This is a genomic window from Cupriavidus phytohabitans, assembly GCF_017815025.1.
Classification (GTDB): Bacteria; Pseudomonadota; Gammaproteobacteria; order Burkholderiales; family Burkholderiaceae; genus Cupriavidus.
The window spans coordinates 118,377-138,587 of sequence record NZ_JAGIQB010000008.1 but is presented as its reverse complement, the minus strand read 5'-3'; the positions used below and the strand labels follow the sequence as shown (position 1 = coordinate 138,587).

Sequence of the window (20,211 nt, the reverse complement as noted above, 5' to 3'; positions counted from 1 at the left end):
TCTCTGTCGCTCCGTTACTCCACGCCACCGAGGTAGGCTTCCAGCACCGCCGGGTTCTTCTGCACTTCCTCGGGCACGCCCTCGGCGATGCGCGTGCCGAACTCCATCACCACCAGCCGGTCGGTCAGGTTCATCACGAAGTCCATGTCGTGCTCGACCAGCAGCACGCTCATGCCTTCGCCCTTGAGCTTGCGCAGCAGGTCCGCCAGCGCCTGCTTCTCCTTGTAGCGCAGCCCGGCCGCCGGCTCGTCGAGCAGCAGCAGCGCGGGGTCGCAGCACAGGGCGCGCGCGATCTCCAGGATGCGCTGCTGGCCCAGCGCCAGGCTGCCCGCTTCCATGTACATGCAGTCGGCCAGGCCTACGCGTTCGAGTTGCCGCTTCGCTTCGAACAGCAGCTTCTCTTCCTCGGCCTTGTTCATGCGCAGGATCGCCGCCGAGACACCGCCTTGCGCACGGAAGTCGCCGCGCAGGTGCGCGCCGATGGCAACGTTCTCCAGCACCGTCATGGTCGGCAGCAGGTGCACATGCTGGAAGGTGCGGCCAATGCCGCGCTTGACGATCTCGCGCGACGGCAGGCCGGAGATTACCTCGCCCCGATAGCGCACCTCGCCACGCGTGACCGGCAGCACGCCCGTCACCAGGTTGAAGGTGGTGGACTTGCCGGCACCATTGGGGCCGATCAGGCCGATGATCTCGCCCGCACGCACCTGGAAGCTGACATCGTTGACCGCGACCAGCCCGCCGAACTCCTTGCGCGCGGCGCGCACGTCGAGGATCAGCTCGCCCGCCTCGGGCTTGCGTCGCACGGCCAGCGCTTCGGCCTGCGCCGGCGCTAGCACCGCGGGGCCTGACGGGAACAGCCGGCGCAGGAATGGCCAGATGCCATCGCGCGCATACTGCAGCAACAGTACCAGCAGCACGCCGAAAACGATGATCTCGAAGTTGCCATTGGCGCCGAGCAGCTTCGGCAGCACGCCCTGCAGCACGTCCTTCAGGATGGTCAGGATGCCGGCACCCAATACCGCGCCCCACACGTGGCCAACGCCGCCGACCACTGCCATGAAGAGATACTCGATGCCGTAGTTCAGGCCGAACGGCGTCGGGTTCACCGCGCGCTGCAGGTGCGCGTAGAGGAAACCCGACACGCACGCCAGGATTGCCGCCACGACGAAGATCACCACTTTCATCCACGCGGTATTGACGCCCATCGCCTCGGCCATCACGCCGCCGCCCTTGAGCGCGCGGATGGCGCGGCCCGGGCGCGAATTCAGCAGGTTCTGCATCGCCAGCACGGCCAGCAGCACCACTGCCCAGATCAGGTAGAACATCGAGCGGCCCGACTGCAGTTCGATGCCGAAGAACGACAGCACCGGGATGCCGTTGATGCCGTCGTACTTGCCCAGGAACTCCAGGTTGCCGAACAGGAAGAACAGCGACAGGCCCCACGCGATGGTCGCCAGCGGCAGGTAGTGGCCGGACATGCGCATGGTGATCAGCCCGATCACATAGGCCGAGGCTACCGTGATCACCAGCCCCACCAGCAGCCCGAACCACGGCGACAGCCCGAACTGCGTGGTCAGGTACGCGGTGCTGTACGCGCCCAGCCCCACGAACGCGGCCTGTCCGAACGATGTCATGCCGCCCACGCCGGTCAGCAGCACCAGCCCGATCGCGACGATGCTGTACAGGCCGATGTAGTTGCCCAGCGTGATCCAGAATTCCGGTGTCGGCAGCACCGGCAGCAACGCCAGCACGACGATGAAGGCGAGCACCAGCAGCCGGTTGCGGTTCAGCCGCGCGCGGCTGCCGGCCTCGGCGCCGGTCACGGCCGCCGCTTGCTTGTCGGTCAGCATGGTCATGGCTTATTCCTCCTCCTCGACATGCTTGCTCGTCAGCGAGCGCCACAGCAGCACCGGAATGATCAGTGTGAAGACGATGACCTCCTTGAACGCACTGGCCCAGAAGGACGAATAGGATTCGAGCAGGCCCACCAGCAGCGCACCCAATGCTGCGACCGGATAGCTCACCAGCCCGCCGACGATGGCGCCGACAAAGCCCTTCAGGCCCACCAGGAAGCCCGACTCGTAATACACCGTGGTCAGCGGCGCGATCAGGACGCCGCACAGCGCGCCCAGTGCCGCAGCCAGCGTGAACGACAGCCGCCCCGCCTGCGTGGTGCCGATCCCGACCAGGCGCGCGCCCAGCCGGTTCACCGCGGTCGCGCGCAGCGCCTTGCCCTGCAGCGTGCGCTCGAAGTAGAAGTACAGCGCGCCGATCAGCAGCGCCGACACGCCCACCACCCAAAGGCTTTGGCCCGAGACGCTGAGCGCGCCCACTTCGAAGCGCGTATCCGAGAACGCCGTGGTGCGCGAGCCCTCGGCGCCGAACATCACCAGCCCCAGTCCCACCAGCGCAAAATGCACCCCGACCGATACGATCAGCAGCACCAGCGTGCTGGCCTCGGCCAGCGGCTGGTAAGCGAGGCGGTACAGCATCGGCCCGAGCGGGATGATGACCAGCAGCGTCAGCGCGATCTGTGCCAGCATCGGCAGCGGCTGCGCGCCGTATTGCTGGACCACCCAATGCACCGCCAGCGGGAACACCAGGTACTTGCCGGCCAGCACCGCCAGCCGCTGGCCCAGCGTGCGCCGCAGCTCGGCGCTGCGCAGCACGGTCACGGTTTCATAGACGAACGTCAGCGCGCCCATGGCCAGCAGCAGCCAGGTGGTCTGCGGCGCATGCCCGGCCTGCATCGCGGCCAGCGTCAGCGCGCCGTAGGCAACGAACTCCCCTTGCGGGATGAAGATGACGCGCGTCACCGAGAACACCAGCACCAGGGCCAGTGCCAGCAGCGCGTAGATCGCGCCCGAGGTGATGCCGTCCTGCGCCAGGATGGCGGCGATAGATAGGTCCATTGTCTCCCCGTATCGTTGAAATACCTGCCTGCTTCGAAGGGGGCCGACAGGGTGCTGCGCGCGGTGGGATTTACGAAATGGTAAACGGGTTGCCCATTGCGGAAATACTCGGCAACCCTAGGTATGGCGGTGAGGCAGAAAAAAAGCGCATGGCATCACCCATGCGCCCTGCTTCACCCCAGCTTCACTGTCACTCGGGAAAGTGAGTGCGGCGGCTTATTTCAGCAGCTTCCACTTGCCGTCGACGATCTGCACCATCACGCGTGCGCGCTGGTCAAAGCCGAGGTGGTCGGTGGTGCTCATGTTCATGATGCCGTGCGACACCGGCAGGTTCCTGGTCTGCTCCATGGCGTCGCGCAGCGCCTTGCGGAATTCCTTGGTGCCGGGCTGCCCCTTCTTGAGCGCCTCGGGGATGGCGTGCTGCAGGATCAGGCCCGCATCCCAGGCATGGCCGCCGAAGGTCGAAACCTGGCCGCCGAAGGCCTTCTCGTAGGCGGTCTTGTAGGCCATGGCCGGCTTCTTCACCGGGTTGCTGTCGGGCAGTTGTTCCGCCACCAGCAGCGGGCCGGCCGGCAGGAACGTGCCTTCGCAATCCTTGCCGCACACACGCAGGAAGTCGGCGTTGGCAACGCCGTGAGTCTGGTAGACCTTGCCCTTGTACCCACGCTCCTTCAGCGTCTTGGCGGGCAGCGCCGCGGGCGTACCCGAGCCTGCGACCAGCACGGCGTCGGCGTTGGCGCTCATCATCTTCAGCACCTGGCCGGTCACCGAGGTGTCGGTGCGGGCAAAGCGCTCGTTGGCGACCACCTTGATCTTGCGCATCTCCGCCACCTTGGCGAATTCCTGCGCCCAGCTGTCGCCATAGGCGTCCGCGAAGCCGATGAAGGCCACCGTCTTCACGTTGTTGTTGCCCATGTGCTCGGCAATCGCGGTGGCCATGTGCGAGTCATTCTGCGGCGTCTTGAAGATCCAGGCGCGCTTGGCATCCATCGGCTCGATGATGCGGGCCGAGGCGGCCATGGTGATCATCGGCGTATCGTTCTCGGCGACCACGTCGACCATGGCCAGCGAATTCGGCGTCACGGTGGAACCGACCACCACGTCGACCTTGTCTTCGCTGATCAGCTTGCGGGTGTTCTTGACCGCGGTGGTGGTGTCGGAAGCGTCGTCCAGGACGATGTACTCGATCTTCTTGCCCGCGACTTCCTTCGGCATCAGCGTGAAGGTGTTCTTCTCCGGAATACCCAGCGAAGCCGCCGGCCCGGTTGCCGACACCGTGACCCCGACCTTGACCTGTGCCTGGGCGGCGCCGGCAGCCAGGCAGGCCGCCGCGATTGCCAGCAGGCTGGCGCGCTTGAAATCCATCTTGTCTCCTTCGGTTCCTGAAACGAAAAGGCATCCGTCCGGCGTCCACCGGCGGATGCCCGGGTTCACTGAACCGGATGAATCGCGCCCGAGGGGCTGCGCAGCAAGGTCGTAGGCTAGGCGCAAAGCGCAGCAATAGCAAAGCTATTGCGAGCATTTGCAACGACGCATACGGCCTTGAGGCGCAGCCCCGCGGGTGCGTATCTCATCCGGTTCAGTGGACCTGTGCCGACCCCTCGGGTCTGCGCAGGCACATCGCCGGCACCTGCGCTACTGCCAGGAACGATGACACACCGTTCCCCATTTCCCGTCCACGCCGAGAACCGCTCGCCGCTGGCGAACCGGCCCATTTCCCCCGGAATTGGCGCTTCTGTCATTCGCCGACCGTGCGGTCGGGAATGCGAATCGAGTCTATCACAGCGACTTGACGCGAAAAGCAGGATTAACCCGCATCAAGACTGTGCTCAGTTGCTCAGCGCGCAAAGGCATCCCATGCCGTCTTCAGGATCAGCGCGCTTACCACCACGATAAACACCTTGCGCACGAACGCGCTGCCATGGCGCAGCGCCAGCCGGCTGCCGACCTGGCTGCCGGCGACATTGGCCACTGCCATCACCAGCCCCAGCTGCCACCAGATATGGCCCTTGCTGGCGAGCAGCAGCAACGCCGCCAGGTTGGTGGCAAGGTTGACCAGCTTGGTCGACGCCGCGGCATGCAGGAAATCGTAGCCGAACACGCGCACGAATACGATCATCAGGAAGCTGCCGGTGCCGGGACCAAACACGCCGTCGTAGAAGCCGAGCACCGCGCCGGCAAGCAACGCCGCGAACCGTTCCCGGCCGCCTTTCAGCGTCGGCGCATGCTCCGCACCCAGGTCCTTCTTGGCCAGCGTATACACCAGCAGCGTCACCAGGATGAACGGCAGCGCCTTGCGCATCGGCTCGGCCGGGATCATGGTCAGCGCCCACGCGCCGGCCATCGAGAAGACAAAGGCCGCCACCACCGCTGGCGCGGTCGCGCCCCAGTAGATGCGCACGCTGCGGCCGTAGCGCAGCGCGGCGTTGGCGGTGCCGGCGATCGAGCCTACCTTGTTGGTCCCCAGCAGCGTTGCCGGCGCCATGCCGGGATAGGCGGAGAACAGTGCCGGGATCTGGACCAGGCCGCCGCCGCCGGCGACCGCGTCGATCGTGCCGGCGAGAAAGGCGGCAACCGCCAGGAATGCGAACTCCATCATTGCAGGAACGGGGAAAGGAAAGCGGAGGAAAAAGACGGGTGAGCTAGCGCCGGCTCAGCCGAGCACCTTGGCCGCCGGCACAAGATTGCGCAGCCACATGCCGCCGGCATGCAGGGCAAAGCCGGGCGGCGCGCCGCCTTGCGAGCCGGCCAGCGCCGGGGCGAGCAGCGCATGGCGGATGCCATGGGCGCGCCCCCACTCGGCCAGCGTCTCGCAGCTGGCGTCCAGGCAGGCGCGTGCCATGCCTGCATCAAGGCCGGGGCGTACCCACCATTCCGTGGCCAGGGCGGCGAGACCGGCCAGTTCCAGGCTTGGCACCAGTGCCACCGGCAGGCAGGCCAGCACATCGTCCGGCGCGGCGCCATGGGCCAGCAGGCAGATCCCGCGTCCGGACTGCGCCAGCAGCTCGTCCAGCATCAGCCGCCGCGCCCTGGCCGCTGGCACAGGCAACGGCTGCACGCCTGCCAGCCACGCCTCCAGCATGGCGCCATCGGCACTTTGGCCCGCGCGTACCCACAACTGCGGCATGGGCCGCCGCGGTGCGGCGTCAGGACAAGCCGGGTCGTCCGGAAGCGGCGGGTCTTGGGAATCAGGGGGATAAGCAGGCATGGCGGGCAACGGAAAGCGCCTGCATTGTCGCATGTGGCGGGGACCGGGGTGATGCCGATCCGGCATGGATGCCCCGAAATGAGGCGAATACGGCATAGACGAGGCATTGAGACTCGCTGCCGAGAGGCGAAGCACCAATGAAAAAAGCGTTGCCGAGGATCACCCGGCAACGCCCTTTATTTTATAACGCTGCTACCCGACACCGGGTGCGCGCCTGTCGTCTCCTCGCTTCCGCCTCCATTTAACCTGCGAAAACCGTATATGGAATGTAACGAAGCGGTGCACCGAGGACAAGCTAGAAAAAACCCTAGCCCCAGAATCGGGCATGTCGTCCCACGATCACTCGTGTTTGCGGCTGAACAGGGCCTGCAGTTCGCCCATGATGCCACGGCGGAAGGTCAGCACGCAGATCACGAAGATCACGCCGGTCACCATCGTTACCGACTCGCCCAGCGTGTTGAACCATTGCAGGCCGGTGGCCGAGGCCAGGAAGCTGCCGATGTCGCCCAGCTTGTTTTCCAGCGCCACGATGACGAAGGCGCCGACGATCGGGCCCGACAAGGTGCCCAGGCCGCCCACCAGCGTCATCAGGATCACCGAGCCGGACATCGACCAGTGCACGTCGGTCAGCGTCTCGAAGCCCAGCACCAGCGCCTTGATCGAGCCGGCCAGCCCCGACAGCGCCGCCGACAGCACGAAGGCGGTCAGCTTGAAGCGGTCGACATCGTAGCCCAGCGAGATCGCCCGCGGCTCGTTCTCCTTGATTGCCTTCAGGATCTGGCCGAACGGCGAATGCACCGTGCGCACGATCAGCGCAAAGGCCGCGACGATGATCACCAGCGCCACGTAGTACAGCGTCAGGTCGTCGGACAGCGGCAGCACGCCGAACAGCTTGCCGCGCGGGATACCCTGCAGCCCGTCCTCGCCGCCGGTGAACGGCGCCTGCAGGCAGATAAAGAACAGCATCTGCGCCAGCGCCAGCGTGATCATCGAGAAGTAGATGCCCTGGCGGCGGATCGCCAGCGAGCCGACCACATAGCCGATCAGCGCGCCGGTGGCCGTGCCCAGCAGCAGCCCGATCTCTGGCGTCACACCCCAGGCCTTCATGGCATGGCCGGCCGCGTAGCCGGCACCGCCGAAGAAGGCGGCATGGCCGAACGACAGCAGCCCGGTATAGCCGATCAGCAGGTTGAACGCGCACGCAAACAGCGCGAAGCACAGCACCTTGAGCACGAATACCGGATAGGCACCCGCCAGCGGCGCGGCGATCAGCGCCAGCAGCAGCAATCCGTACAACAGTTTCTTCTGCACGCCCTGTCCCTTTCCTGCCTGGCCCGCGTTGGCAGCCACCGGCTGCGTCGATGATGTGGTTGGTGCGCTCATCACTTCTCCTTCCCGAACAGCCCGGCCGGGCGCAGCAGCAGCACGATCACCATGATGAAGAACACCACGGTCGACGATGCTTCAGGATAGAACACCTTGGTCAGGCCCTCGACCACGCCCAGCCCCAGGCCGGTGAGAATCGAACCCATGATCGAACCCATGCCGCCGATCACCACCACCGCGAACACGATGATGATCAGGTTCTGGCCCATCAGCGGCGAGATCTGGATCACCGGCGCGGCCAGCACCCCGGCAAACGCGGCCAGTGCTACGCCGAAGCCGTAGGTCAGCGTCACCATCAGCGGCACGTTGACGCCGAAGGCCTCGACCATCTTGGGATTTTCGGTGCCGGCGCGCAGGTAGGCGCCCAGCTTGGTCTTCTCGATCACGTACCAGGTGGCAAAGCACACCACCAGCGACGCCACCACGACCCAGGCGCGATAGTTCGGCAAGATCATGAAGCCGAGGTCGGTCGCCCCCTGCAGCGCGTCGGGCGTCTGGTACGGCAGGCCCGAAACGCCGTAGACCGAGCGGAAGATGCCCTCGATCACCAGCGTGATGCCCAGCGTCAGCAGCAGGCCGTAGATGTGGTCGAGCTTGTAGATCCAGCGCAGCATGGTCTTCTCGATCACCACCCCGATGGCGGCGACGACCAGCGGCGACAGCAGCAGCATGATCCAATAGTTGAGCCCGGCGTACTCCATGCCCATCCAGGCCAGCACCGCACCCAGCATGAAGAGCGCGCCGTGCGCGAAATTGATGACGTTGAGCAGGCCGAAGATGACCGCCAGGCCCAGGCTCAGCATCGCATAGAAGGCGCCATTCACCAGCCCCAGCAACAGCTGGGAAAGCATGGCAGGCAGGGGAATTCCGAAGATGTCCATGGGCATCCGTTGCTGGTTGTGTCTCCCCTCTCCCGCGTGGGGGAGAGGGGTTGGGAGAGAGGGCCACCGCGCAAGAGGCTGCCGACTTCAAAACCGGCGCATGCGGGCCTCAGGACCGCTGCCGGAAGTTTGGTTGTGCCACGCGCCTGCTAGCGCCGGCCCTCTCCCCCTGCCCCTCTCCCGCAAGCGGGAGAGGGGAGCAAACCGTCGCAGTGTCGACGGATCTTACTTCTTCAACATCGCGCACTTCGACTCGGCCACCGTCGTAAATGCCTGGTCGCCCGGGATGGTTGCCACCACCTTCAGGTAATCCCACGGCTTCTTCGACTCGGCCGCGGTCTTCACCTGCATCAGGTACATGTCGTGGATGCCACGGCCGTCCTGGCGGATATAGCCCTTGGTATAGAAGTCGTTGATCTTCATCTTCTTCAGCTCGGCCATGACCTTGTCCGGATCGTCGGTCTTGGCTGCTTCCACCGCCTTCAGGTAGGTGCTGGCCGCCGAATAATCCGCCGCCTGCAGGCTGCTCGGCATCTTCTTCATCTTGCCGAAGAAGCGGTTGGCGAACTTGCGGGTGTCGTCGTTCATGTCCCAGTACCAGCTGTCGGTCATCAGCAGGCCTTCGGTGTTCTTCAGACCCAGGCTGTGGATGTCGTTGATGAACATCAGCAGGCCGGCGATCTTCATCGTCTTGGTGATGCCGAATTCCTTGGCCGCCTTGATCGCGTTGATGGTGTCGCCGCCGGCGTTGGCCAGGCCCAGGATCTGCGCCTTGGAGGACTGCGCCTGCAGCAGGAACGACGAGAAGTCCGACGCAGACAGCGGATGGCGCACCTGCCCCGCCACCGTGCCGCCACTGGCCTTCACCACCGCGGCGGTGTCGCTTTCCAGCGAGTGGCCAAAGGCGTAGTCGGCGGTCAGGAAGAACCACGACTTGCCGCCCTGCTTGACCACCGCGCTGCCGGTGCCCTTCGCCAGCGCCACCGTGTCATAGGCGTAGTGCACCGTGTACGGCGAGCACTCTTCGTTGGTCAGGCGCGCGGTGCCGGCGCCGATGTTGATATAGACGCGCTTCTTCTCCGACGCGACCTTGTTCATCGCCAGCGCGGTGCCCGAGTTGGTGCCGCCCAGCAGCATGTCCAGGCCCTGCTGGTCCATCCATTCGCGCGCCTTGGAGGCGGCGATGTCGGCCTTGTTCTGGTGGTCGGCGGAAACGATCTCGATGGGCTTGCCCAGCACCTTGCCGCCGCGGTCCTCGATCGCCATCTTGATGGCTTCCAGGCCGCCGGGGCCGTCGATGTCGGCATACAGGCCCGACATGTCGGTGATATAGCCGATCTTCACGGTGTCGCCGGATACCTGCGCGGCAGCGCCGAACGAAACCGCACCCATGGCAATAGCCGCCATCGCGGCCGCGAGCCGAGTCTTTTTCATCTCTATGTCTCCTGATTTGCGGCGGCGATGCGCCACCCGTTCCTGCCAAACATCAACGATCCGGGTATCGGTCAGATCCCGGAATCAGACCCCGAGCAATTCATGCAGCACCGGCATCTTTGCCTGCAGTTCGCTGGCATCGAAGCGTTCGACGATGCTGCCGTGCTCCATCACGTAGAAGCGGTCGGCCAGCGGCGCGGCGAAGCGGAAGTTCTGCTCCACCATCACCACCGTGTACCCCTTCTGCTTGAGCATCCGGATCATGCGCGCCAGCGCCTGCACGATCACCGGCGCCAGCCCTTCCGAGATCTCGTCGAGCAGCAGCAGGTTGGCGCCGGTGCGCAGGATGCGCGCCACCGCCAGCATCTGCTGCTCGCCGCCCGACAGGCGCGTGCCCTGGCTCTGGCGGCGCTCCTTCAGGTTGGGAAACATGTCATAGATCTCGGCCTCGCTCATGCCCGAGTCCGTACCCTTGAGCTGCGGCGGCAGCAGCAGGTTCTCCTCGCATGACAGGCTGGAGAAGATCGCGCGCTCTTCGGGGCAATAGCCGATGCCGTAGTGCGCGATCTTGTGCGTCGGCAGGCCGATGGTCTCGTTGCCGTTGACCTTGATCGAGCCCTTGCGCGCGCCGGTCAGGCCCATGATGGCGCGCAGCGTGGTGGTGCGGCCGGCGCCGTTGCGGCCCAGCAGCGTCACCACTTCGCCGCGGTTCACGGTGAGGTCGACGCCGTGCAGGATGTGCGATTCGCCGTACCAGGCCTGCAGGCCCTTGATTTCGAGTGCGGGAGTGTTGTTCGTGCTCATCGTATCGTCCCCGCTTCAGTGCGCGCCCTGCAGCTCGGCATCGGCCGTGCCCATGTAGGCCTCCATCACGCGCGGGTCCTTCGACACCTCGGCGTAAGGCCCCTCGGCCAGGATCGCGCCCCGCTGCAGCACGGTGATCTTGTCGGCGATCGACGAGACCACGCTCATGTTGTGCTCGACCATCAGGATGGTGCGGCCGGCGGAGACCTTCTTGATCAGCTGCGTGACGCGGTCGACGTCCTCATGGCCCATGCCCTGGGTGGGCTCGTCGAGCAGCATCAGCTCGGGCTCCATCGCCAGCGTGGTGGCAATCTCCAGCGCGCGCTTGCGACCGTACGGCAGGTTCACCGTCAGCGTCTGCGCGAACTCGGTCAGCCCCACCTGCTCGAGCAGCTCCATGGCGCGGTCGTTGAGCACATCGAGCGAGCGCTCGCTGCGCCAGAACTGGTAAGCGGTGCCGAGCTGGCGCTGCAGCCCGATGCGCACGTTCTCCATCACCGTCAGGTGCGGGAACACCGCCGAGATCTGGAACGAGCGAATCACGCCGCGGCGCGCGATCTGCGCGGGCTTTTCGCGGGTGATGTCGATGCCGTTGAATACGATGGTGCCGGTGGTCGGCTCCAGGAACTTGGTGAGCAGGTTGAAGCAAGTGGTCTTGCCTGCGCCGTTGGGGCCGATCAATGCATGGATCGAGCCGCGACGCACCCGGAGGTTGACGTCGCTCACCGCGGTGAACCCCTTGAACTCCTTGGTGAGGTTCCGCGTTTCCAGGATGGTTTCCTGCTGGTTCATGTCTCCTGCCCGCCCTTCGTTGTACGCCGGGTGATGCCCGGCACTGACTGATGGTCCGAACCGGCCTGTAGGCCCTGTGCCGCGTCCGTCAGGCACGTCCGTGGTCGCGGCGTGCTGCGGTGTCTTTGTTATGGCTGTGCGGGGCGGCTCCCGCCGGAGAACGAGACCAGCACAATGTGCTGCCCCCCACCCTCCGAGGCGTCTATTGTGTGCGCCTGTTGCATCGCAAAACATCGGGGTTTGCACTATGAAACATGAACCAAGTGTCAGTTTTTTTGCAGGCGCACATGGTCAGCAAACGCCACCCGGCGCCTGCGCGCTTTCGCGCCCCGATTTCCCATGCTGCGCACCCTGCGCCTGCCACCTTCAGGCGCTTTCCGCCGCGGCGAGTGGCGCCGGCGCCATCGCTCCCGCCGCCCCCGCGCCGCGCCGGCGGTCTTCGCGGATCATGTCGCTGGCACGTTCGGCAATCATGATGGTGGGGGAATTGGTATTGCCCGAGGTGATCAGCGGCATCACCGAGGCATCGACCACGCGCAGTCCCTCTATGCCGAACACCCGCAGCCGGTTGTCGACCACCGCCATGCCGTCGTCGCTGCGACCCATCTTGCAGGTGCCGACGGGATGGAAGATGGTGGTGCCGATGCTGCCGGCGGCTTCGGCCAGTTCTTCGTCGGTCTGGAATGCGGCACCCGGCAGGTATTCCTCGGGCTGGTACGGCGCCAGCGCCGGCGATGCCACGATGCGGCGCGTCAGGCGCAGCGAATCGGCGGCGACACGCCGGTCTTCGTCGGTCGACAGGTAGTTGGGCGCGATCACTGGCGCATCGTGGTAATCGGCGCTGCGCGCATGCACGCTGCCACGCGACGTCGGCCGCAGGTTGCAGGCACTGGCGGTGAAGGCATTGAACGCGTGCAGCGGGTCGCCGAACTTGTCCAGCGACAGCGGCTGCACGTGGTACTCCACGTTCGGCCGTGCCTGCGACGGATCCGAGCGCGCGAATGCCCCCAGCTGCGACGGCGCCATGCTCATCGGCCCGCTCTGGTTGAAGGCGTACTCGACACCGATGCACAGCTTGCCCCACAGGCTGGAGGCGCGCGTGTTGAGCGTACGCACGCCGTTGACCTTGACCACGGTGCGCAGCTGCAGGTGGTCCTGCAGGTTTTCGCCCACGCCGGCCAAGGCGTGGCGTACGTCGATGCCCAGTGCGCGCAGCCGTTCCGGCTGGCCGATGCCGGACAGCTCCAGCAACTGCGGCGTATTGACCGCGCCGGCAGAGAGGATGACTTCATGCCGCGCAGCCGCGGCATGCGGCTGCCCGCCGCCGATATATTGCACGCCAGTGCAGCGGCGCCCGTCGAAGGTGAGCGCGCTGACTTGCGCGCCGGTGACGATGGTCAGGTTCGGGCGCTCCGACGCGCGGCGCAGGAAGGCCTTGGCGGTGTTCCAGCGGATGCCGCGGCGCTGGTTGACTTCGAAATAGCCGACGCCAAAGTTATCGCCCCGGTTGAAGTCGTCGGTACGCGGGATGCCGGCTTGTTCTGCTGCATCGGCAAAGCGCTCGAGGATGTCCCAGCGCAGCCGCTGCGCTTCGACGCGCCACTCGCCGTGGGCGCCATGGAATTCGCTTGGGCCGCGGTGGTGGTCTTCGCAGCGTTTGAACAGCGGAAGCACGTTGTCCCATTTCCAGCCGTCGTCGCCGGACAGGCGGGCCCATTCGTCGTAGTCTTCACGCTGGCCGCGCATGTAGATCATGCCGTTGATTGACGAGCATCCGCCCAGCACGCGGCCGCGGGGGTAGCCCAGCGAGCGGCCGTTCAGGCCGGCTTCGGCTTCGGTGCGGTAGAGCCAGTCCGTGCGGGGGTTGCCGATGCAATACAGGTAGCCTACCGGGATGTGGATCCAGTGGTAGTCGTCTTTGCCGCCTGCTTCCAGTAGAAGGACGTTGATGTCAGGGTCCTGGGTCAGGCGGTTGGCCAGGACACAGCCGGCTGAGCCGGCGCCCACGATGATGTAGTCGAATGTCTCCATGGCGGGTTTGGTTTGCATTTTGGTCTTCTGTGCTGACGGCCAGGCATCTGGCGGATATTTGATGCGCCCGATTCCGCCCTGAAGGGCGGAACCGGGCATAGAAACAACCACCAGATTCCCAGCCGCAGCCCTACACAAAAAACATCACTTAGCCACCGGCATCGTAAATTCCGCCCCCTTGGCAATGGAATCCGGCCACCGCTGCATCACACTCTTATAACGCGTATAGAACCGCACCCCCTCCTCCCCATACGCATGGTGGTCCCCAAACAACGACCGCTTCCATCCACCAAACGAATGCCATGCCATCGGCACAGGGATGGGAACATTAATCCCAACCATACCTATCTGGATCTGCCGCGCAAACGCCCGCGCAATCCCACCGTCGCTGGTATAGCAGGACACCCCATTGCCGAACTCATGCGCATTGATCAGCGCCACCGCCTCGGCAAAGTCATGCACCCGCACCACCGACAGCACCGGCCCGAAGATCTCTTCCTTGTAGATGGTCATGTCGGGCGTGACGTGATCGAACAGCGTGCCGCCGACATAGAACCCGTTCTCATGCCCGTCGACCTTGTGCCCCCGCCCATCGGCCACCAGCGTCGCCCCTTCTTCCACACCCCTGGCGATATACCCCTCGACCTTGGCCTTGTGCGCCCCCGTCACCAGCGGACCCATTTCGGCGTCCGACTCCATGCCGTTGCGGATCTTCAGCGCACGCGCCCGCTCCGCCAGCCGCGGCACCAGCTTGTCGGCAACGTCACCCACGGCCACGGCCACAGAGATCGCCATGCAGCGCTCGCCCGCCGAGCCATAGGCCGCACCAATCAGCGCATCGACTGCCTGGTCCAGATCCGCATCCGGCATCACCACCAGGTGGTTCTTGGCCCCGCCCAACGCCTGCACCCGCTTGCCATGCCTGGTCCCTTCCGTATAGATGTACTCGGCAATCGGCGTCGACCCGACAAACGACAACGCCTGCACATCCGGATGCGCCAGCAGCGCATCGACCGCTTCCTTGTCGCCCTGCACGACATTGAACACGCCATCGGGCAAGCCGGCCTGGCGCAGCAGATCCGCAATCAGCAAGCTCGGCGACGGATCCCGCTCCGACGGCTTCAGCACGAACGTATTGCCGCAGGCCAGCGCCACCGGGAACATCCACATCGGCACCATCACCGGGAAATTGAACGGCGTGATCCCCGCCACCACGCCCAGCGGCTGGCGCAGGTTCCAGTTGTCGATGCCGCCGCCGACGTTGTCGGTGAAATCCGTCTTGAGCAGGTTGGGAATGCCGCAGGCAAACTCCACCACCTCGATGCCGCGCGTGACTTCGCCCTTGGCATCGGAGAACACCTTGCCGTGCTCGCGCGTGATCAGCGCGGCCAGGTCGTCATGGTGCTGGTCGAGCAGTTCCTTGAACTTGAACAGGATGCGCGCCCGGCGCAGCGGCGGGGTCTCGGACCATGCGGGAAACGCGGCCTTGGCGGCGGCCACGGCGTCGGCAACGTCCTGCGCGGTGGCAAGCGCCACGCGCGCGGCAACTTCGCCGATCGCCGGGTTGAAGATATCGGCCAGGCGCTGCGACGCACCACGCGTCTGCCGGCCTCCGATGAAATGTCCAACGGTAGTTTGCACAGCGCTGGCTTCTGCAAGGATGTCTTCCACTTCCACTCCTGCTTGAAACGGGATATCGAGGATCGGCCGCTTCATTGCGCGCGGTAATAACATCGCCGCAACGTCGTCTGCCGCACCTGGCGCAGCGGGCCGTGTTGAGCGCAAGCTTGGTGCAGTTGCACCGCCTCGTCCAATGATTTATCGTCAAACGCAATATAAGCTGTGCTAAATATTGCGCCGCACCACTCGCGCAATCGAACCGCCCCCATTGCCTTGGACCTCCACCACCTGCGCGCATTCGTCGCCATCGCCCGCGAAGGCAACCTCACCCGCGCCGCGCAGCGGCTGCACCTGACCCAGCCCGCGGTCAGCCTCCAGCTCAAGGCGCTGCAGTCGGCGTGGCGCATCAAGCTGTTCGAACGCACCGCCGCCGGCCTGACGCTGACCGCGGACGGCGCTGCGCTGCTGCCGCTGGCCGAACGCATCCTCGACGGCGTCGGCGACCTGCAGCACACCGTCAATGCCATGCATCACACGGTGCGCGGGCGCCTGGCGATCGGCACCATCCTCGACCCGGAATTCACGCGGCTGGGACCAATGCTGCGCACACTGGTCGAGCGCCATCCGCAGATCAGTACCGAGCTGCGCCACGGCATGTCGGGCTGGGTGCTGCAACAGGTACGCAGCGGCGCGCTCGACGTCGGCTTCTACCTGGGCCAGCCGTCCGATGCGAGCTTCCATGCGCTCACGCTGACGCCCTTTTCGTATTACGTGGTCGCGCCCAAGGGCTGGAAGGAGCGCACCGCGCTGCGCTCATGGGCGCAGCTGGCAACACTGCCGTGGATCTGGACGCCGCCCGAGTCGGCGCATAACCGCCTGCTGTGCGAGCGCTTCGCGCAGGCGGGTGTCGACCCGGCCGGCGTACCCAAGGTGGCGCACGTGGACCAGGAAGCGTCGATGCTGGACCTGGTCCGTTCCGGCGTGGGACTTTCGCTGGTACGCGATTCGATTGCGCTGCGCGAGTCGCATGCGCATGGACTGGCGATCGTCGAGGGCATGTCTGTGCGGACCGAGCTGACCCTGGTATGCCTGGCGACGCGCCGCGACGACCCGGTGGTGGCCGCGGTGTTCGGTGTGGCGGAGTCGGTGTTCCGGACTTAGGCCGGTGGCGGCTTGGCGGTCGCGGAAGGTTGCAGGTGCCGCTGCAGCCAGTCGCTCAGCGCCGCGAACACTTCGCTACGCAATGGCTGCGCTTCATTGAAGATCTCGTGGTAGCCGTGCGGATACCAGACCTCGTCACGCAGGTCGGGCGGCGCATTGTCGAAGAAGCTGCGGCTGCCCGCCGGATCGACCACGCGGTCGGCGCCGCCGACCAGCATCAGCATCGGTGCCTCCAGCCGCGCGGCATCGGCCTGTGCCTGCGCCATGCCGCCGATAAAGCTCTCCAGCACGCTGGCGGTGATGGTGGTCTGCACCAGCGGGTCGGCGCGGTAGGCCGCCACCACGGCCGGGTCGTGCGAGAGGTGCCGCGCGTCGATCGGGTTGGGCACGCGCAGCCGCGGCGCCAGCGCCAGCAGCACGCGGTGCAGCGCCAGCATCGGCCGCGACAGCCGCAGCGCCAGCGCGGGCGATGACAGCACCAGCGCGCGCACCGGGCGCACGCGCGCCGTAGCAAAGCGCGCAGCGATCAGCCCGCCCATGCTGTGGCCGAGCAGGATTGGCAGCTCGTTCCAGCCATGCAGCGCGGCGTCGTAGACCTCGGCCAGGTCCTCGAGATAGATGTCGGGATGATCGGCCACCATGCGCGCGCCGCCGCTGGCGCCGTGGCCGCGCAGGTCGAACGCGCGCACGCGCAATCCCAATCCGCACAGCAGGTCGGCGACGTGCTGGTAGCGGCCGGCGTGTTCAGCGAGCCCGTGCACCAGCAGCACCGAGCCAAGCGGTTCGACAAAGCGGCCGGGATCGGGCAGCCAGGTGCGCAGCAGCAGTTCGGTGCCATCGCGCATGCGCTGGCGGCTTTGCACGGGTGCGTGCGCAATGGCGGGGCCAGCGGCTGTGGTGGTGCCTGCGGCCTCGGCAGCGCCCGTAGAACCAGCGGAAGCGTGATCGTCCGTCATCGGTTGTGCCATGCGCTACGGTCTCCTCTGCGGCCAGGCCTGCGTGTGCGCCGGCATTGCTGCAGGCCAAAAGACAATCAGTGACAGCCGTGTCCTTCCCGCTCCGCGTGGCGCGTGCCGCCGATGTCAGGCACGTCCGCGATATCGGCCAGGATCGGGCAATCCGGCCGCTCGTCCCCGCTGCAATGCTGCGCCAGTTGCCGCAATGTATCGCGCATCGCGGCCAGTTCGGCGATGCGCTGCTCCAGATCGGCCACGTGCTTCAGCGTCAGCGCCTTGACATCGGCGCTGGCGCGGCCGCGGTCGCGCCACAGCGACAGCAGGTTGCGGATTTCGTCCAGCGAGAAGCCCAGATTACGGGCGCGCCGCACGAAGCGCAAGGTATGCACCGCGCGTTCGTCATAGCGCCGATAGCCGCCCTCGGTGCGCGGCGGTGCCTCCACCAGCCCGATCGATTCGTAGTGCCGGATCATCTTGGCCGACACGCCCGACGCCTGCGCCGCTTCGCCGATATTCATCGCTCGCCTCCCGGTGCCGTGGCCGTGGCGCCGGATTGAGGATGCCAGCGCCGCAGCAGCAAGGCGTTGCTGACCACACTGACGCTGGAGAACGCCATTGCCGCGCCCGCCACCACCGGGTTCAGCAGCCCCGCCGCCGCCAGCGGAATGCCTACCACGTTGTAGAAGAATGCCCAGAACAGGTTCTGCCGGATCTTGCGCACGGTGCGGTGCGAAACCGCCAGCGCATCGGCCACCAGCGCCGGGTCGCCGCGCATCAGCGTAATGCCGGCGGCGTGCATGGCCACGTCGGTGCCGGTGGACATGGCGATGCCGACATCGGCCGCCGCCAGCGCCGGCGCGTCATTGATGCCGTCGCCCACCATCGCCACCACCGCGCCGCCCTGCCCCAGTGCCTGCACGCGCGCGGCCTTGTCCTCGGGCAATACCTCGGCCTGCACGTCGTCGAGACCAAGCTCGCGCGCCACCCGCGCCGCCGCGCCGGCGTTATCGCCGGTCAGCATCACGGTGCGCACGCCCGCCGCGCGCAGCCGGGCAATCGCCTCGGGTGCGCCCGGCTTGATCGCATCGCCGAACGCGACCAGCCCGACGACGCGCGGCGGCGTGGTCTCGACCAGCCACGACACGGTGCGGCCTTCGTCGCGCAGCCGCTGCGCCACCGGCGCCAGCGTACCCGCTTCCGCGCCCAGCGATTCACGCAACCGTTCGCTGCCGAGCTGCAGCGGCTTGCCGTCGACCACGCCGGCAATGCCGCGGCCCGGCAGCGCCTGGACGTCCTCGGCCCTGGGCACGGCGATGCCGCGCGCCCGCGCCGCAGCCAGCACCGCGCGGGCCAGCGGGTGTTCGCTGCCGGCCTGCAGCGCGGCCAGACGCGCCAGCAGCACGCCGCCGTCGGCATCGGCAGGACTGGCGGCATGCAGCGCCACCACTTCGGGCTTGCCGACCGTCAGCGTGCCAGTCTTGTCGAACGCCACCACGCTGACGCGATGCGCCACTTCCAGCGCCTCGGCGTCCTTGATCAGGATGCCGGCACGCGCCCCGGCGCCGGTGCCAGCCATGATCGCCGTCGGCGTGGCCAGTCCCAACGCGCACGGGCAGGCGATCACCAGCACCGCCACCGCGTTTAGCAGCGCCGCTTCCCAGTCTCCGCCCAGCAGGCCCCAGCCCAGCACCGTCACCAGCGCGATGACCAGCACCACCGGCACGAACACCGCGCTGACCTGGTCCACCATGCGCTGGATCGGCGCCTTGGCCGCCTGCGCATGCTCGACCATGCGGATGATGCGCGCCAGCACCGTCTCGGCGCCGACGGCAACGGTGCGCGCCACCAGCAGCCCTTCGAAGTTGATCGCGCCGCCGGTCAGCCGGTCGCCCGGCTTCTTGGGCACCGGCACGCTCTCGCCGGTCAGCATCGACTCGTCCGCGTGGCTGCTGCCTTCGATCACCTCGGCGTCGACCGGGATGCGCTCGCCCGGGCGCACCACCACCTCGTCGCCGACGCGCACCGACGCCAGTGGCACGCTGGCTTCCTGGCCACCGCGGCGCACGCGCGCGGTATCGGGGCGCAGAGCCGCCAGCGCGCGGATGGCCTCGGCGGTCTGGTGCTTGGCGCGCGTCTCCAGCCACTTGCCGAGCCGCACCAGCGTGATCACTACCGCCGCGCTTTCGAAGTACAGGTGCGGCATGGCATCGGCGGGCGTGCGCCACATCAGCCACAGCGACAGGCCGTAGGCCGCGGTCGTGCCCAGCGCCACCAGCAGGTCCATATTCCCGGCGCCCGCGCGCACCGCCTTCCAGCCAGCCTTGTAGAAGCGCCAGCCGAACACGAACTGCACCGGTGTCGCCAGCAGCCACTGCACCCAGGCTGGCAGCATCCAGTGCACGCCGAACCATTGCAGCACCATCGGCGCGACCAGCGGCAGCGACAGCGCGGCAGAGATCGCCACCGGCCAGGGGCCGTCCCAGAACGCAGGCGAGCGTGTGGCTTGCGCCGAAGCCACTGCACTGGCCTCGGCTCCGGCCGCCGGCGTCGCGCCATAGCCCGCGCGGGCCACGGCGGCCACCAGAGCGGCGGCGTCGGCGGTGCCGCGCAGCAACGTGACCGTGGCGCGTTCGGTGGCCAGGTTGACCTGCGCCTCCACCACGCCCGGCACGGCTCGCAGAGCCTTTTCCACGCGCGCCACGCACGACGCGCAGGTCATGTCGGTGACTTGCAGTTCGATGGTGTCCTGCGGCACCGCATAGCCGGCATCGGCCACAGCGCGCGCGGCGGCCGGCAGCACCGCGGCGGATTCGCCATGCAGCGTGGCGGCCTCGGTGGCAAGGTTGACGGCCACGTCGCGTACGCCCGGTACGCGCGCCAGCGCGTTCTCCACGCGGCGCACGCACGAGGCGCAGGTCATGCCCTCGATCGGCAGGCGCCATTCGGGCGCGTCGTCAAAGGTCCTGTCGGGTTGCGGAGCGAGCACAGCGCTGGAACTGGTCATGGTCCTGGATCATCCACAG

16 protein-coding genes are annotated in these 20,211 nt (G+C 66.7%); 1 reads left to right on the top strand and 15 read right to left on the bottom strand.

The genetic code is table 11. The features are described from left to right. Window positions 1–14: 14 nt before the first annotated feature. The 12 genes from J8I34_RS07845 to J8I34_RS07790 form a co-directional block, all read right to left on the bottom strand. On the bottom strand, window positions 15–1,859 hold the full coding sequence (locus tag J8I34_RS07845; RefSeq protein WP_051320419.1) for a branched-chain amino acid ABC transporter ATP-binding protein/permease: 1,845 nt from the start codon (window positions 1,857–1,859) through the stop codon (window positions 15–17). 3 nt (window positions 1,860–1,862) lie between these two features. After that, window positions 1,863–2,915, bottom strand: a complete 1,053-nt coding sequence (locus J8I34_RS07840) for a branched-chain amino acid ABC transporter permease (RefSeq protein ID WP_209805764.1) — start codon at window positions 2,913–2,915, stop codon at window positions 1,863–1,865. Window positions 2,916–3,131: 216 nt separating this feature from the next. Then, on the bottom strand, window positions 3,132–4,280 hold the full coding sequence (locus J8I34_RS07835; protein WP_209773773.1) for an ABC transporter substrate-binding protein: 1,149 nt from the start codon (window positions 4,278–4,280) through the stop codon (window positions 3,132–3,134). A gap of 472 nt (window positions 4,281–4,752) precedes the next feature. Further along, the gene (locus J8I34_RS07830) at window positions 4,753–5,511 is read right to left on the bottom strand and encodes a sulfite exporter TauE/SafE family protein (RefSeq protein ID WP_209773927.1); all 759 of its coding nucleotides are present in this window, start codon (window positions 5,509–5,511) and stop codon (window positions 4,753–4,755) included. Between the two features lie 57 nt (window positions 5,512–5,568). Beyond that, window positions 5,569–6,042, bottom strand: coding sequence for a hypothetical protein (locus J8I34_RS07825; protein WP_245175831.1), 474 nt, complete (start codon window positions 6,040–6,042; stop codon window positions 5,569–5,571). A gap of 420 nt (window positions 6,043–6,462) precedes the next feature. Next, window positions 6,463–7,506: a branched-chain amino acid ABC transporter permease gene (locus J8I34_RS07820; RefSeq protein WP_029046507.1), complete on the bottom strand. Its 1,044-nt coding sequence runs from the start codon at window positions 7,504–7,506 to the stop codon at window positions 6,463–6,465. Then, window positions 7,506–8,390, bottom strand: coding sequence for a branched-chain amino acid ABC transporter permease (locus J8I34_RS07815; RefSeq protein WP_029046506.1), 885 nt, complete (start codon window positions 8,388–8,390; stop codon window positions 7,506–7,508). Before J8I34_RS07815 ends, J8I34_RS07820 begins: the two co-directional genes overlap by 1 nt. Before the next feature lie 225 nt (window positions 8,391–8,615). Beyond that, a complete protein-coding gene (locus tag J8I34_RS07810; RefSeq protein ID WP_029046505.1) occupies window positions 8,616–9,824 on the bottom strand; it encodes an ABC transporter substrate-binding protein in 1,209 nt (402 codons plus the stop codon). Between the two features lie 84 nt (window positions 9,825–9,908). After that, a complete protein-coding gene (locus tag J8I34_RS07805) occupies window positions 9,909–10,628 on the bottom strand; it encodes an ABC transporter ATP-binding protein (RefSeq protein WP_209773775.1) in 720 nt (239 codons plus the stop codon). Window positions 10,629–10,643: 15 nt separating this feature from the next. Continuing rightward, window positions 10,644–11,420 (bottom strand): ABC transporter ATP-binding protein, encoded by a 777-nt coding sequence (locus tag J8I34_RS07800; RefSeq protein WP_029046503.1) that lies wholly within the window; start codon window positions 11,418–11,420, stop codon window positions 10,644–10,646. Between the two features lie 366 nt (window positions 11,421–11,786). Beyond that, window positions 11,787–13,451: a GMC family oxidoreductase gene (locus J8I34_RS07795; RefSeq protein WP_209805779.1), complete on the bottom strand. Its 1,665-nt coding sequence runs from the start codon at window positions 13,449–13,451 to the stop codon at window positions 11,787–11,789. 144 nt (window positions 13,452–13,595) lie between these two features. After that, window positions 13,596–15,167 (bottom strand): CoA-acylating methylmalonate-semialdehyde dehydrogenase, encoded by a 1,572-nt coding sequence (locus J8I34_RS07790; RefSeq protein WP_245175830.1) that lies wholly within the window; start codon window positions 15,165–15,167, stop codon window positions 13,596–13,598. A gap of 177 nt (window positions 15,168–15,344) precedes the next feature. Here J8I34_RS07790 and J8I34_RS07785 point away from each other — a divergent pair, with 177 nt between their 5' ends. Further along, window positions 15,345–16,232 (top strand): LysR family transcriptional regulator, encoded by an 888-nt coding sequence (locus tag J8I34_RS07785; protein ID WP_209773777.1) that lies wholly within the window; start codon window positions 15,345–15,347, stop codon window positions 16,230–16,232. Here the strand turns inward: J8I34_RS07785 and J8I34_RS07780 are convergent. The 3 genes from J8I34_RS07780 to J8I34_RS07770 all read right to left on the bottom strand — a co-directional run bounded on the left by J8I34_RS07780 (window position 16,229) and on the right by J8I34_RS07770 (window position 20,192). Beyond that, window positions 16,229–17,200, bottom strand: a complete 972-nt coding sequence (locus J8I34_RS07780) for an alpha/beta hydrolase (protein ID WP_209773779.1) — start codon at window positions 17,198–17,200, stop codon at window positions 16,229–16,231. The genes J8I34_RS07785 and J8I34_RS07780 overlap by 4 nt on opposite strands. 65 nt (window positions 17,201–17,265) lie before the next feature. Next, the gene (gene cueR / locus J8I34_RS07775) at window positions 17,266–17,706 is read right to left on the bottom strand and encodes a Cu(I)-responsive transcriptional regulator (protein ID WP_209773782.1); all 441 of its coding nucleotides are present in this window, start codon (window positions 17,704–17,706) and stop codon (window positions 17,266–17,268) included. Next, window positions 17,703–20,192 (bottom strand): heavy metal translocating P-type ATPase, encoded by a 2,490-nt coding sequence (locus tag J8I34_RS07770; RefSeq protein ID WP_256441780.1) that lies wholly within the window; start codon window positions 20,190–20,192, stop codon window positions 17,703–17,705. Before J8I34_RS07770 ends, cueR begins: the two co-directional genes overlap by 4 nt. Window positions 20,193–20,211: the final 19 nt, after the last annotated feature.

Coding starts and splice junctions, on each gene's coding strand:
- J8I34_RS07845 (WP_051320419.1), bottom strand. CDS start 1,859: ATGACCATGCTGACCGACAAGCAAGCGGCGGCCGTGACCGGCGCCGAG.
- J8I34_RS07840 (WP_209805764.1), bottom strand. CDS start 2,915: ATGGACCTATCTATCGCCGCCATCCTGGCGCAGGACGGCATCACCTCG.
- J8I34_RS07835 (WP_209773773.1), bottom strand. CDS start 4,280: ATGGATTTCAAGCGCGCCAGCCTGCTGGCAATCGCGGCGGCCTGCCTG.
- J8I34_RS07830 (WP_209773927.1), bottom strand. CDS start 5,511: ATGGAGTTCGCATTCCTGGCGGTTGCCGCCTTTCTCGCCGGCACGATC.
- J8I34_RS07825 (WP_245175831.1), bottom strand. CDS start 6,042: ATGCCGCAGTTGTGGGTACGCGCGGGCCAAAGTGCCGATGGCGCCATG.
- J8I34_RS07820 (WP_029046507.1), bottom strand. CDS start 7,506: ATGAGCGCACCAACCACATCATCGACGCAGCCGGTGGCTGCCAACGCG.
- J8I34_RS07815 (WP_029046506.1), bottom strand. CDS start 8,390: ATGGACATCTTCGGAATTCCCCTGCCTGCCATGCTTTCCCAGCTGTTG.
- J8I34_RS07810 (WP_029046505.1), bottom strand. CDS start 9,824: ATGAAAAAGACTCGGCTCGCGGCCGCGATGGCGGCTATTGCCATGGGT.
- J8I34_RS07805 (WP_209773775.1), bottom strand. CDS start 10,628: ATGAGCACGAACAACACTCCCGCACTCGAAATCAAGGGCCTGCAGGCC.
- J8I34_RS07800 (WP_029046503.1), bottom strand. CDS start 11,420: ATGAACCAGCAGGAAACCATCCTGGAAACGCGGAACCTCACCAAGGAG.
- J8I34_RS07795 (WP_209805779.1), bottom strand. CDS start 13,451: ATGGAGACATTCGACTACATCATCGTGGGCGCCGGCTCAGCCGGCTGT.
- J8I34_RS07790 (WP_245175830.1), bottom strand. CDS start 15,167: ATGAAGCGGCCGATCCTCGATATCCCGTTTCAAGCAGGAGTGGAAGTG.
- J8I34_RS07780 (WP_209773779.1), bottom strand. CDS start 17,200: ATGGCACAACCGATGACGGACGATCACGCTTCCGCTGGTTCTACGGGC.
- cueR (WP_209773782.1), bottom strand. CDS start 17,706: ATGAATATCGGCGAAGCGGCGCAGGCGTCGGGCGTGTCGGCCAAGATG.
- J8I34_RS07770 (WP_256441780.1), bottom strand. CDS start 20,192: ATGACCAGTTCCAGCGCTGTGCTCGCTCCGCAACCCGACAGGACCTTT.